The following is a 13,360-nucleotide window of genomic DNA, read 5'->3' as shown; positions in this document are numbered from 1 at the left end:
CTCCGTCCCAAGCGCAACATGCGCTTGGGACGGAGATTTTTATTAGATCCGGACGGAGGGCACTTGCTCGCGAACAGAGCTGAAGTCGGCAAGCTTGTATGCAACAGCAACGGAAAATCCGGCAAGCGCAAGACCGCCGAGCATATCCGTCAGCCAATGAATACCCATGTAAAAAATCGTAAAAATAATGATGGCGGCGTTAATGCCGGCGAACCAGGCCCAACGTTTGTTAGAGGAGCGGGCTGCCAGCAGGGCGAGCGTCACCGATACGGATGTGTGCAGGCTCGGCAGGCAGTTGTCGAGGCCGGACAGACCCCGGTACACAGTCTCGAAGTTCGGAAAAGCTTCCAGCATATAAAAATGAACGTTTGGATTAAACGCCCATACTTCTTTAACCGGCAGAAACAGATAAAAGGGAACAGCAATGAGATAGTTCAAAATAATGGCGTAACAGGTGGCGTTAAACTGTCTTCCGTTCCGTTCTTGAAACAAATAAATTCCAAGGGAAGCAATTAACACGGACTGGAATACAACGATATAAAAATAAGCCAGAAACGGGGTCAGCCACGGCGCATAAAACAGCTGTTGAAAGCTTTCGACAAAACCGCCTTCAAGACGCTGGACGATATGCGTGAAATCCGGCGGAGGCTGCATCATTTGCTCCAGCTTCAGTTCGTATTTGTTCAGAAACAGAATGGCAATTAGAGAGCCAAAAAGCACCATGGAGCGCTTGTTTGCCATTAAATTGCGGGCAAGTCCCATACAGGCGGCTAGCGGGTTGCGCCCGATGCCAAAGCTGATCAGCAGAATCGAAGTCAGAATTGTAAGCAAGGTCACTTGATTCATGGAGTAAAATACAGCCATTATGCTTCCCCCTAAAGGTTTACCTGATACGCCATCCAGACAAAGGGCGGTTCGGACGAACGGAACAAGTATAGCATAACGGCTGATTTTTTACACAAATTTGATTTGCTGTCAGGACTTTTTCAAATTGACTCCGACCATGCCGCCCGCAGCGCCGGCCAGTGCAACGATCAGGAACAAAATGCCCGTCCGTCCGCTTATTCCCGCATCTGCGGCTAGAAAGCTAATGATAAGCACAAGCAGTCCGTACGCCAAACCGAGCACTGCGCCGTGATACCAGCCTCTCGATGCGCTGCGTTTGCCGGAAGTAAAACCGCCGCATAGAGCGGCAGCTCCATGAATGCCGAGCGCCCATGCAGGTAAAGAGTCCTCCTTTAAGTTGCCGGCATACATCATTACTGACATAAGCAGAGCGCCAAGAGCCAGCCATAACGCCGCAATTACAATTCCGGCAAGCATCGGAGAGCCGAGGCGCACCTTGGGCACATTTTTCATCGGATTCATGACGGATCACCCTCCACAGGTTGTTTACTTCACCATATGGTCAGGCTGGTTGAATTAGTACAGGCGTTCCCGGGATGAGGAGGAATTGCCAACATTTCAACGGTGGCGGAGGTGCATGGACCTGATGGAGAAAGGCGACAATACCCCTTGATAAGAGGGAGGCGGATCTTGATGGATATCGGAATGCTGATGCTGCGCACCGTTCTGATCTACTTTGTCGTGTTCCTGATTATGCGTATGATGGGCAAAAGGGAGATCGGCAAAATGAGCGTATTTGATCTGGTCATCTCCTTTATGATTGCTGAAATTGCCGTGCTCGTCATAGAGGATACGGACCGGGCGATGCTTGAAGGCATCGTGCCAATGGTTGTACTTATGGTCGTACAAGTGGTCATCGCGTTTATTAGCATGAAAAACAGGCGGGTCCGGCTGTTGTTTGACGGAAAGCCTAGCGTCATTATCGAAAACGGCAAGCTTAATCAGGCTGAAATGAAAAAGCAGCGGTACAATCTCGACGATCTGCTGCAGCAGCTCAGGGAAAACCAGGTCGCCCGTGTCGCCGATGTGGAATTTGCCATTTTGGAAACGAGCGGGAAGCTCTCGGTGATTGAAAAGGAGAAGGAGCAAGAGCAGGGGAATAGGAGCTCCGCTTCGGATTCGGCAGGCAAATTTTCAAATGTAACCCCGCCTAAAATGGAGCTGCCGGTCAGCTACCGCTTCGAAACGCTGCCAATTCCGCTTATTATGGACGGTAAAGTGCTGGACCACAACTTGGAGAAGCTGGAAAAAAACCGCTTTTGGCTGAAGCAGCAGCTGCGGAAATTCAACGCAACAAATTACAGCGAAGTTTTTTTCTGTTCCGTGGACCATAAGGGAGAGCTGTTTGTCGACGTAAAAAATAAAAAATAAGCAGCCGATTCCGGCTGCTTATTTTTTATGAAGTATTAAAGCCATCGCCCGATGCCGGGCAGCCGCTGGAGATCATGCCGGTCGATAATGCCCATTGCGGCCATGAGCAGCAAGTACAAAACGATGCTTGTGCCGCAGGCGGCCAGCAGGCCAAGCCATTCCAGCGTTAATGGATGATGGGACATGATCCAGCGGCATGCCGCGCCCATAATAATCATGGCGGCGCCGACTTTGACAAAGTCGGGAAGTTTCATCCGGTAGCCGGAGCAGCGCAGCACGCTGATTCCGTGCAGCAGCGTAACCAGAATGATATTGACGGTGATGGCGATAACGGCTCCGTAGATGCCGAGCTCCGGACGCGAGGCCAGCTCGTAGATAAGGAAAAGCTTTACCGCCGCCCCAATCGTTGTATTAATTAGCGCTGTGCCCGGCTTATCGAGCGCCTGCAGCGTAGCTTGCAGCGGCCCCTGCAAATAAATAAAGATGCCGGCTGGAGCGAGCAGCGCCAGCAAGGGGGCAATTTCGGCGTGACGGTAGAGGACGCGGCAGATCGGCTCGGCGAGCAGCCCCATAATGACGACAAACGGCGCTCCGGTGACAAGCGCAAGGCGCAGCGACTGATGCAGCCGTTTATGGATCGCGGCCCGGTCGCCCTTGGCGGCTGCCGCAGATAATGATGGGATAAGCGAAACGGACAGCGAATAGGTGAGCGCCGTTGGCAGCAGCAGCAGCGGGATAATCATTCCCTGCAACGCGCCGTATTGGGCGGTGGCCGCACCGGTTGCGATACCGGCGACCGCGAGGCTGCGGGCGGTCAGAATCGATTCCAGCAAATAGGACAGAGAGCCTACAAGCCTGCTTCCTGTTATTGGCATCGACAGCCGGAGCAGCCGCCGCATAATCGGGAAACGCCGGCCCGTTTTAGTGTGGTGAGGTGAAGGTTCTGCCTTCGGCGCATTGCCGGAATAAGCAAACGGGGCATCGGCTCCATTATCGCTGCTGATTTCCGGGTACGCTGCGGGAAGCGACGGGTCCGTGTTTAGGTTTGATTCGTCCAGCTGCTGATTGCGGCGGCGGTCCTTCCTCGCATGAAAGAGCATAACAGCCAGCGCTGCTACTTCGCCGAGCACGGTGCCCATCATCGCGCCTGCAGCGGCCCATTGCAGCCCTTTTGGCAGCAGCAGCGCGGCAAGCGTCAGCTGTGCGGCGATACGCAGCACCGTTTCGACGACCTGGGACTGCGCCGTCGGAATCATATTTTGCCGGCCCTGGAAATAACCCCGGTAAACCGACGAGACGCCGATCAGGAGCAGCATCGGCGACATAACGAGAAACGCCTCGTATACCCTTGGGTCCGTCAGCACCTTGGTCGTAATCCACTCGGCTCCCAGCAGCATGATTCCGGTCATGACAAGAGCGAGTGCAACCGTAAGCCCCATCGCGGTCCGGAATATGTGGCGGACCTTGCCGTTGTCGCCTTGAGACTCCGCTTCCGCTACCCATTTGGCGACCGCAATCGGTATGCCGCCCGTAATCAATGTAATTAAAACGCCGAGAAATGGATAACAAAGCTGATACAGCCCGACCCCTTCCGCGCCAATGACGCGGGGCAGCGCAATCCGGGGAACGAAACCGAGAATCCGGTTAATGACCCCAGCCGCCAGCAGGATCATGGCTCCTTTAATGAATGTCTGTTTCGTCATGGCAACCTTCCTTTTCCGCATCCGATATCGGCGCTCCGCGAGCTGTCTTGACGCTGCAAGAGAGGTTAGGAGCACGTCCGTACAAGCAGTTTATGCGGCGAAGGGGGCGGGGCATGTCTCTCTTTTTCGGTGAAAGCGGCAGCGGCAGGCAGGAAATAGCGCGCTGGCGTCGAAGGAAACGGGGAAGAGTTGGCGGCTGGTGGATAGAGGCAGCATAGGGAGGCGGCAGGCCGAATGACGGAGGTTTATCCTGAAATGGACGAGACAATAAATCTGTCGGCGGACGAAATTGCCGAGGAGCTGTTCACGCTATGCGAAAGCAAGGCGGAGGAGTTCCGCTGGATCGGCTACGAGTCCATATCCGGTACGGATGTCTGGGAATGTGTAAAATCAAAGTATGTCAAGAGCGGAGAGCCGCCGCTGCACCGGATCGTTAATGACATATTGTCGCTCAAGGTGCAGCAGCTCATGAATCATCTTACGATGAACGCTTGGCAGAGCCCCTGATGCAGGGGTTTCTTTTTTTTGACTCCATTTTTACGCATCGGTATAATAGATACGATTGTGAACTTAAGGAGGAACATCGGGCATATGAAACGGATGCTGGCATTCCTGCTCATTGTCGTCGTAAGCTTAGGCGTCATTGGTGCAACAAGCCCCGCCCTGCTTGACAGAACTAGACTAGGTCTCGACCTGAAGGGCGGATTCGAGATTCTGTACCAGGCAACGCCACTTAATGAAGGCGGCAAAGTGACGAAGGAATCTCTGAACGAGACGGCCAAAAGCCTTGAGAAGCGGGTGAACGCAACCGGCGTCTCCGAGCCGGAGGTCACCACGGAAGGCGCGGACCGGATTCGCATCCGTATTGCCGGCATGGCGGAGGACAAGGAAGCCGAGCTGCGCGAGACGCTCGTTAAACCGGCCAATCTGACATTCCGCAGCATGCGCGGCTGTGCCGATGACAAGGGGTACTGCAAGGTCGAGCTGACCGGGCTGGACTTCAAGGAAAACGGCGCATCCATTCAACAGGATTCGCTGAACCAGTACATGATTGCCATCAAGCTGAAGGACGCTTCCAAGTTTGCCGAGGTTACCCGCGAGGTGTCCAAGCTTCCAAGCGGAAAAAATATCCTTGCCATCTATTTGGATGACAGAGAAATTTCGGCGCCTGCGGTAAGCGGGGAAATTCCTAGCAGTGATGCCTCAATTACAGGCAGTTTTACCCGCGAAGAAGCATCCGAGCTGCGCGATACGATCAATCTTGGCGCGCTTCCGCTCAAGCTTGAAGTTAAATACACTCAGTCCGTAGGCGCGACGCTGGGCCAAAAATCACTGGATGATACCGTTCTGGCCGGTATTATCGGCACCGTGTTTGTTGTCCTTTTCATGATTATGTTCTATCGCGTGCCGGGTTTGGCGGCCAGCGTGTCGCTAATCATTTACACGTGGCTGCTGCTAGCGGCGCATATCGCGCTTGACGCTACGCTGACGCTGCCGGGCATTGCGGCATTTATTCTCGGGATCGGCATCGCGGTGGACGCCAACATTATTACCGCCGAGCGGATCAAGGAAGAGATGCGCTCGGGCAAAAGCCTGTACAGCTCCTTCCGCGCCGGCTCTAAAACGTCGCTGCGCACGATTTTGGACTCGCATGTCACGACGATCATTGCCTCGCTCGTGCTGTTTTTCATCGGGGTCGGCTCCGTTAAGGGGTTTGCGATTACGCTGCTGCTCAGCGCGCTGATTAGCCTTATTTCCAACGTAGTCGTTTCCCGTTACCTGCTTTGGCTCATGATTAAAAGCGGCATGTTCGTCAAACCGGGCTACTATGGCGTAAAGGAGAGTGAGATCCGTGCACTCTAAGGAATCCCGGATTGACTTTGTCCGCTACAGCAAGTATTTTTATATTTTTGCTATTGTTGTAACGCTGGCGGGTATTATCTCGCTTGCTACGCTGGGGCTGAACTACGGCGTTGATTTTAAATCCGGCTCCAGCGTCGACGTGCAATCGACGAAGAATTTGGAGAGCCAGAAGGCTCAAATCGAAACTTTTTTGACTGAAGGCGGCTACGGCAAGCACAATGCGCCAACGTTCGGACAGGACCGCATGACGATCCGTTTCGACGAGGTGCTGAGCCAAGATCAGGAGAACAAGCTCAAAACCGATTTGAAAGCGAAGTTTGACACAGGCGCATCCGTCGAGGTCAACACTGTCGATGTGGAAATTGCCCGCGAGCTGCAGTGGAATGCACTTAAGGCAATGATCGTCGCCAGTATCGCTATCGTTATCTACATGGCAATCCGTTTCGAGTGGCGCTTCGGTTTTGCCGCCATCGTCTCGCTTGTCCATGACGCTTTTCTCGTCATCAGCATTTTCTCGGTGTTCCGGCTCGAGGTGAATCTTCCGTTTATCGTTGCAGTGTTAACGATCATCGGATATTCCATTAACGATACAATCGTTATTTTTGACCGGATTCGCGAGAATCTGCGTTTTGCCAAAATCAAGTCTCACAAGGATCTGATCAAGCTGGTCAATGACAGCGTATGGCAGACGATGACCCGTTCCATCAATACGGCGCTTACCGTATTGTTCGCAGCAGCGGCACTGTTCGTCTTTGGCAGCGAATCGATTCGTTTGTTCTCGCTGGCGATGCTGATCGGCCTGTTCTGCGGTGCATACTCGTCTATCTTTATTGCCAGCCCGCTGTGGCTGCTTTTGAAAAAGAAGTCCAAGGAGAAGCAGACGCCAGCGGGCAATCCGGCTGCTTCTTAGTCAGGAGGCGCGCCAATGGCTATCAACCATCAGCCTGCCGCCGACGGCGATATGAAAGAGCCGATGATTCATGCGGGGCTCGCGCTTCTTAAAGGAGTGTCCGGAGCCTTGCTTGGCAGCGCAGCGGTGCTATCCGATGCGTTTCGCTCTGCAGGCGACGCCTGCGGCAGCTACTTGTCCCGCAGAGGCTCAGCCGAAAAAATGTCCCGCCGCTTCAAGCTTAGCGGCGGCGAACATGCGGCGGCCTATCTGTTTTCCATCCTGCTGATGCTGATTGGCCTGGAGATCGCAATGCTTGCCGTGCAGAACATGCTTTCTCCGCTTGACGAGTTCCCCAAATGGCCGGCGGCGTTCGCCGTTCCGGTATGTTTGGCGCTACGGCTGTGGCTCGTTCGCAGCCAAGTGCCGGGCACGGAATGGCTGTCCTCGCTTATCGCAGCGTCCGGATCGGGAGCCGCCTGGGCAGGAGGGGAGCAGGGAGTAGAGTGGATGCTGTACTTAGATCCGCTCGCTTCTGCGATAATCGGAATTATCATTGTTTGTAAAGGTTATGGGCTTATTATGCAAAACAGCAAGGTCAGAAACGCGGAGCGTCCGGTTGACGCTGAGCTTACCGGGGATGTAATGGAGCTGGTTCAACGAGTTGACGGAGTCGTAACGGTTGAATCGGTCCAGCAGGCAAATGACGGCGGGAAGCTGACCGCGAGCATAGTTATAAGCGTTAATCCGCGTATAACCGTACTGGAGGGCGGCGACATCGCCCGCCGCGTCAAGCTGCTTGTACAAAAGCGGTTTTTGCAAATCGTCGAGGTGAAGGTAAGCGTCGAGCCCTACAACCCCGGCTATCCGTATAAGTCCAACCATGATCCCAATCAGGATCATATGCCGACATTGCTGCAATAACGAAGTTAGTGGACGCTGCCGCTTAGCGGCAGCGTTTGTTGCGGAAGGAAGGTGACGGGCTATCATACCGTCAAAAACCCGCTGGAGCATAGGGGCGCTGGACAGCAAAGGGGAAGAACAGGCGTCGGCACTCGCGGCCGCGCTTGGTCTTTCGCCGCTGGCTGCGCGCCTGCTTGTGCTTCGGGGGCAAAACACGCCGGAAACGGCGGAACGGTTTTTGGGAGCCGGGGCGGAGGCGCTGCATGATCCGTTTCTCATGCTGGGCATGGCTGCGGCGGCTGCGCGCATCAGACAGGCGGTTGAGCAGGATGAAAAGGTGCTCGTTTACGGCGATTATGACGCTGACGGCGTCTCCTCAACCTCGCTGATGGTTCTTTTGTTCCGTGAGCTTGGCCTGCGCCATGATTACTATATTCCGCATCGGACAAAGGAAGGCTACGGGATGAACGTTGCCGCCGTTGACAAAGCAGCATCCGAGGGATATTCGTTAATCGTTACGGTCGACAACGGCATCAGCGCCGTGGAGCCGATTGCGCATGCCCGTTCGCTCGGGATATCGGTTGTAGTGACGGATCATCACGAGCCGCCTGAAGTGCTGCCGGAGGCGGATGCCATCGTCAATCCGAAACAGCCGGGCTGTCCGTATCCGTTTAAAGGTTTGGCGGGTGCTGGCGTCGCCTTTAAGCTTGCCCAGGCTTTGCTTGGGCGGGCTCCGCTTGAATGGAGCGACATCGCGGCGCTTGGCACGGTGGCGGACCTCATGCCGCTTACGGACGAAAATCGCATTCTCGTCCGCTCCGGCCTCCAGTGCGTACGACGCAGCCCGCGCGCCGGTTTTCGGGCTCTTGCCGAGGTGAGCGGCGTATCAACTGCGGCGCTGGCCGCTTCAGATCTCGGATTTCAGATGGGGCCGAGAATTAATGCGGCAGGGAGATTGGAGCATGCAGCTCCAGCAGTTCGGCTGCTCGTATCCGACAATATGGATGAGGCGCAGCAGATTGCCGCCGAGCTGGATGAGCTCAACATCCGCCGGCGTTCGGTGGTCGAGCAGATTACGAAGGAAGCCGAGGCTGCCTGGCAGGAGCGCTGCCGCCGCGCGGAGGCGGAAGGGATGCCCCATCCTGGCGTCATCGTTTTGGCCGGAGCGGGCTGGAATCCCGGCGTTATCGGCATTGTCGCCTCCAAGCTGCTGGAGCGGCATTACCGTCCTGCTGTGCTGCTTGGTCTGGATGAGAGCACGGGGCTTTGCAAAGGCTCCGCGCGTTCAATATCCGGTTTTGATCTCTATGAGGCGCTCAGCACCTGCAAACATCTTATGGAGCATTTTGGCGGTCATGCGGCTGCAGCCGGGATGACGCTGAAGCGGGAGCATTTGGATGAGCTTGAACGAGGATTATGTGTAGAAGCGGAACGGCAGCTTACGCCTGACGATTATGTTCCGGTAAGCGAGATCGATCTGGTCTGCAGTCCGTCAGAAGCTACGCTTGCGACGATTGAGCAGCTGGCGAGGCTGGAGCCGTTCGGCAGCGGAAATCCTGTGCCGAAGGTGCTCGTGCAGTCATCCCGGCTTGCAGAGCTGCGGACGATGGGCAAAAGCAGCGCTCATTTGAAGCTGTCTTTGGCTGAAGCCGGCGGACAGCCTCTGCTGGATGCAGTTGGCTTTGGACTTGGAGGCATGGCCGAGCTGTTGTCCGGCAGCAGCGAGGCGGATATTGTCGGCGAGTTAAGCGTCAATGAATGGAACGGCCGCCGGCGCGCGCAGCTCATGATTCGCGATCTGCGCGTCAGCGAGCCTCGTGTGTACGACTGGCGCGGTAATCGCGATCCTGCCGCCATATTGCTGCAGCTGCGCGACCGGCTTCTGCAGGAGCAGTCATCGGCTGTCGTGATCGCCTCGGAGCGTGCGCTGCCGCCGCAGCTGCATCAGGAATCGGCAGCCGGTTCTGCCGGACAGGGACAGGCACAAGCATGCATACAAGTTTGCCGCCCCGATCAGCTGCCTCCCGGCGGCTTCCGCAGCTGCGAAGTGGTGCTGCTGGAGCGGCCGGCTTCGTGGACGGAGCTGGAGCGCTGCCTTCAGCTTTCCCCGGATGTTGCTGCTCTGCATCTGTTGTTCCGCCGTGAACCGCTCCGCGAAGATTGGACGGAACGAAAAAAGATGGGCGAGCTGTATGCATGGCTTAAGCGGCTGAGCCCGCTCGAGGGCTCGCGAGAAGCCGCCGCCAGGCGGCTTGCCGCGCAGTCCGGCTGTCCGCCGGAAGCGGCGGCAGCTGCTCTGGACGCATTTGCCGAGCTTGATTTTATCCGCTATGAGGCCGATTGCTGGTCAATGAACGCCGCTCCCGCTAAACGGGACTTATCCGATTCCATTTCCTATCAGAGAGCGGTAGAGGAACGGCGTTTATCCGATTTGCTGCAAGGCGAATGTGAAGCGATCCGCAGCTGGCTGGGCCAGCTTGCACGAGGAGCTCAAACCGTTTGACAGGCGGAGGTCATCTTCTCAGTGGGATGGCGGAACCGCCCAATGGAAATACAAGGAATATAAGATGGAACGATTAAAGGAGACAACTATCCATGAACTACAAAGATTACATCCGCGTCATTGAAGATTTCCCGCAGCCGGGCATCCGCTTTAAGGATATTACAACTCTGCTGGGCAATGGCGATGTATACCGTTCGGCTATCGAGGAAATGAAAGCTGCGCTTAAAGACAAACAAATCGATCTTATCGCCGGTCCTGAAGCACGCGGCTTTGTTGTGGGCGCTCCGCTGGCGCTCGCTCTTGGCGTCGGCTTTGTGCCAATCCGTAAAAGCGGCAAGCTGCCGGGTGAAACGGTGGAAGCGTCTTATGATCTGGAATATGGCAAAGACAAGCTGGCTATTCACAAGGATGCAATCGCTCCGGGCCAGCGCGTACTCATCGCGGACGACCTTCTGGCAACAGGCGGAACGATCGCAACAACGATGAATCTGATTCGCCAGGTAGGCGGAGACGTTGTCGGCGCGTCCTTCCTGATTGAGCTTTCTTATTTGAACGGCCGCGACAAGCTTGAAGGCATCGACGTGTTCTCGTTGATCCAATATTAATTATTTCTCAGGAAATAATGGAAGGCAGGAAAGGGCGGCGCGCCTTTTCCTGCCTTTTCTTTTTTGCTGCATTCGTGGTTGGCTTCCTAATCCTAATCCTTCGGCCGGTCATAAAGCAGCCTTGGAGCTGCGTTGGAAAAATTCAAATGTTTAACGATGTTAATGAATTCCTTCATCCGCCAGTTAACTTTTTGGATTTGATCCCCATATTATCCTTTTGTAAATATAATTTTCGACAAAAAAACACCCATAAGTTTCCTTGTTTTGAAAGTACCGTAACCTCAATAATTGCATATGCCCGGAAAGTTGACGGAGGATGTAGGATAGGGGCATAATAGGAGTTAAACCAATTTTCATAGGTACTGGGACACGGCTGGGGTCGAATCCTGACACTTAAGGATGGAAAGGGACGTTTCATGGGCATTGACCAACTACTCTCTAAGGCGTCGACTTATATGAAGGATCAGGATCTGACAAAGATCCGTGAGGCCTATGAGTTTGCCGACCAGGCTCACTACGGCCAGGTGCGCAAGTCCGGGGAGCCCTACATCCTCCATCCGGTGGCCGTGGCCGAGATTCTCGTGAATATGCAGATGGACGTGACCTCCATCATTGCGGCGCTGCTGCATGACGTCGTAGAAGATACGACGGTTGAGGTCGAGCAGGTGCGTGCGCGTTTCGGAGACACCTGCGCCATGCTGGTCGATGGTCTTACTAAGCTGGAGAAGATCAAATTCCGTTCCAAGGAAGAGCATCAGAACGAGAACTACCGCAAGATGTTCGTCGCTATGGCGCAGGATATCCGGGTTATTTTGATCAAGCTGGCGGACAGGCTGCACAATATGCGCACGCTCAAGTTTCAGTCGGAAGAAGCGCAGCGGCGCATCGCTTATGAGACGCTGGAAATCTTCTGTCCGATTGCTCACCGGCTCGGCATTTCCGCGATCAAGTGGGAGATGGAGGACATCGCTCTCCGTTATCTCAATCCGCAGCAGTATTACCGAATTGCCAATCTGATGAAGAAAAAACGCGCCGAGCGTGAGGATTTCATCGGGGTTGTCATCGGAAGAATCAGCGAAAAGCTGGATGAAATGGGCATTGAAGGCGACATTTCGGGCCGTCCTAAGCATATATACAGCATCTACCGCAAAATGACGATGCGCAACAAACAGTTCAATGAGATTTATGATCTGATGGCGATTCGCATCATCGTAGACAATATTAAGGATTGTTACGCTACGCTGGGCATTATCCATACGTTGTGGAAGCCGATGCCGGGCCGCTTCAAGGACTATGTGGCGATGCCAAAGGCGAACATGTACCAGTCGCTGCATACAACCGTGATTGGACCGAACGGCGAGCCGACCGAGGTGCAGATTCGCACATGGGAGATGCATCGGACGAGTGAATACGGCGTTGCTGCGCATTGGGCTTACAAGGAAGGCAAGGAAGGCACGGCTCCAAGCGGCAATATAGAAGACAAGATGAGCTGGTTCCGCGAGATTCTGGAGCTGCAAAACGAGGCTGAGGACGCGTCGGAGTTCATGGAGTCGCTCAAAATGGACTTTTTCTCCGATCTCGTATTTGTCTTTACGCCGAAGGGTGAAGTAATCGAGCTGCCTGCGGGATCAGTTCCGCTTGATTTTGCCTACCGTATTCATACGGAGGTCGGCAACCGCACGATCGGCGCGAAGGTGAACGGACGGATCGTGCCGCTGGACCACAAGCTGAAGACGGGCGACATCGTGGAAATTTTGACGTCCAAGCATTCCTATGGACCAAGCCAGGACTGGGTGAAGATCACCAAGTCCTCTCACGCGCGCACGAAAATCAAGCAGTGGTTCAAAAAAGAGCGCCGTGAAGAAAATGTGATTAAAGGCCGTGAAGCGCTGGAGCGCGAGCTGAAGCGGCTGGGCCTGGAGCCGTCGGCGTGGATGACGGAGGAGAAGCTGAGAGAGGCTGCCGCCAAGTTTACGTTCCACGATCCTGAGGACATGATGTCGGCAATCGGCTTCGGCGGCATTACCGCCGCGCAGATTTGCACAAAGATGACCGAGAAGATGCGCCGGGAAGCGGAGGCGGCCCAGCAAATTGAGCTGACCAACGAACCGGTTGAGGTCAAGTCTCCCGGAACAGCCAAAAAAGCGGCTGCCGGCGGCGTAACCGTTAAAGGCATCGACAATTTGCTCGTGCGTTTTGCCCGCTGCTGCAACCCGGTACCTGGCGACGACATTGTCGGCTATATTACGCGCGGACGGGGAGTCAGCGTGCATCGCCGCGATTGCGCGAACATACCTTATGAAGGCGATGGCGAGGACGCGGAGCGCGTCATAGAGGTGGAGTGGGAGGAGTCTGCGGAATCCAACTACAGCGTTGATATCGAGATTACCGGTTACGATCACCGGGGACTGCTTAACGAGGTGCTGCAGGCGGTATCGGAATCCAAAACGAATATTTCTGCGGTAACGGGTCGCACCGGCCGCAACAAAGTAGTCATTATCCACATGACGATTCTGATCCGCAACATCGAGCATCTGCAGTCTGTCGTCGAAAAGATCAAGCGCGTCAAGGATATCTATTCCGTTCAGCGCATCATGCAGTAGGAAGGGGAAAGGGC

11 protein-coding genes are annotated in these 13,360 nt (G+C 54.8%); 8 read left to right on the top strand and 3 right to left on the bottom strand.

Translation table 11 applies throughout. From position 1 onward, the window contains the following. Window positions 1-42: 42 nt before the first annotated feature. A complete protein-coding gene (locus M3223_RS04865) occupies window positions 43-864 on the bottom strand; it encodes a phosphatase PAP2 family protein (RefSeq protein WP_251559505.1) in 822 nt (273 codons plus the stop codon). Between the two features lie 111 nt (window positions 865-975). Then, window positions 976-1,368, bottom strand: a complete 393-nt coding sequence (locus M3223_RS04860; RefSeq protein ID WP_251559502.1) for a TIGR04086 family membrane protein — start codon at window positions 1,366-1,368, stop codon at window positions 976-978. Between the two features lie 171 nt (window positions 1,369-1,539). Between M3223_RS04860 and M3223_RS04855 the strand changes: the two genes are divergently transcribed. Next, on the top strand, window positions 1,540-2,277 hold the full coding sequence (locus M3223_RS04855; protein WP_251559500.1) for a DUF421 domain-containing protein: 738 nt from the start codon (window positions 1,540-1,542) through the stop codon (window positions 2,275-2,277). A 35-nt stretch (window positions 2,278-2,312) separates the two neighbouring features. On the opposite strand, the gene M3223_RS04850 is transcribed toward M3223_RS04855, so the two are convergent. Then, entirely contained in the window at window positions 2,313-3,980 is a 1,668-nt protein-coding gene (locus tag M3223_RS04850; RefSeq protein ID WP_251559498.1) for a putative polysaccharide biosynthesis protein, read from the bottom strand. A gap of 234 nt (window positions 3,981-4,214) precedes the next feature. Between M3223_RS04850 and M3223_RS04845 the strand changes: the two genes are divergently transcribed. The 7 genes from M3223_RS04845 to M3223_RS04815 all read left to right on the top strand — a co-directional run bounded on the left by M3223_RS04845 (window position 4,215) and on the right by M3223_RS04815 (window position 13,346). Then, complete coding sequence (locus tag M3223_RS04845) at window positions 4,215-4,487, top strand: post-transcriptional regulator (protein WP_251559495.1); 273 nt, start codon at window positions 4,215-4,217, stop codon at window positions 4,485-4,487. Between the two features lie 84 nt (window positions 4,488-4,571). Continuing rightward, entirely contained in the window at window positions 4,572-5,843 is a 1,272-nt protein-coding gene (gene secD / locus M3223_RS04840; protein WP_251559493.1) for a protein translocase subunit SecD, read from the top strand. After that, entirely contained in the window at window positions 5,833-6,753 is a 921-nt protein-coding gene (gene secF / locus M3223_RS04835; protein WP_251559490.1) for a protein translocase subunit SecF, read from the top strand. The genes secD and secF overlap by 11 nt, the downstream gene beginning before the upstream one ends. 15 nt (window positions 6,754-6,768) lie before the next feature. Continuing rightward, complete coding sequence (locus tag M3223_RS04830; RefSeq protein WP_251559488.1) at window positions 6,769-7,656, top strand: cation transporter; 888 nt, start codon at window positions 6,769-6,771, stop codon at window positions 7,654-7,656. Between the two features lie 61 nt (window positions 7,657-7,717). Beyond that, a complete protein-coding gene (gene recJ / locus M3223_RS04825) occupies window positions 7,718-10,138 on the top strand; it encodes a single-stranded-DNA-specific exonuclease RecJ (protein WP_353057669.1) in 2,421 nt (806 codons plus the stop codon). A gap of 92 nt (window positions 10,139-10,230) precedes the next feature. Next, the gene (locus M3223_RS04820; protein WP_251559484.1) at window positions 10,231-10,743 is read left to right on the top strand and encodes an adenine phosphoribosyltransferase; all 513 of its coding nucleotides are present in this window, start codon (window positions 10,231-10,233) and stop codon (window positions 10,741-10,743) included. 416 nt (window positions 10,744-11,159) lie between these two features. Next, window positions 11,160-13,346, top strand: a complete 2,187-nt coding sequence (locus M3223_RS04815) for a RelA/SpoT family protein (protein WP_251559481.1) — start codon at window positions 11,160-11,162, stop codon at window positions 13,344-13,346. Window positions 13,347-13,360: the final 14 nt, after the last annotated feature.

Source organism: Paenibacillus pasadenensis, from assembly GCF_023715725.1.
Taxonomy (GTDB): Bacteria; Bacillota; Bacilli; order Paenibacillales; family Paenibacillaceae; genus Paenibacillus_O; species Paenibacillus_O pasadenensis_A.
Note: the sequence above shows the minus strand (reverse complement) of the source record. Positions and strands in the feature narration are given on the sequence as shown.

Coding starts and splice junctions, on each gene's coding strand:
- M3223_RS04850 (WP_251559498.1), bottom strand. CDS start 3,980: ATGACGAAACAGACATTCATTAAAGGAGCCATGATCCTGCTGGCGGCT.
- M3223_RS04845 (WP_251559495.1), top strand. CDS start 4,215: ATGACGGAGGTTTATCCTGAAATGGACGAGACAATAAATCTGTCGGCG.
- M3223_RS04815 (WP_251559481.1), top strand. CDS start 11,160: ATGGGCATTGACCAACTACTCTCTAAGGCGTCGACTTATATGAAGGAT.
- M3223_RS04860 (WP_251559502.1), bottom strand. CDS start 1,368: ATGAATCCGATGAAAAATGTGCCCAAGGTGCGCCTCGGCTCTCCGATG.
- M3223_RS04865 (WP_251559505.1), bottom strand. CDS start 864: ATGGCTGTATTTTACTCCATGAATCAAGTGACCTTGCTTACAATTCTG.
- M3223_RS04820 (WP_251559484.1), top strand. CDS start 10,231: ATGAACTACAAAGATTACATCCGCGTCATTGAAGATTTCCCGCAGCCG.
- M3223_RS04830 (WP_251559488.1), top strand. CDS start 6,769: ATGGCTATCAACCATCAGCCTGCCGCCGACGGCGATATGAAAGAGCCG.
- secD (WP_251559493.1), top strand. CDS start 4,572: ATGAAACGGATGCTGGCATTCCTGCTCATTGTCGTCGTAAGCTTAGGC.
- M3223_RS04855 (WP_251559500.1), top strand. CDS start 1,540: ATGGATATCGGAATGCTGATGCTGCGCACCGTTCTGATCTACTTTGTC.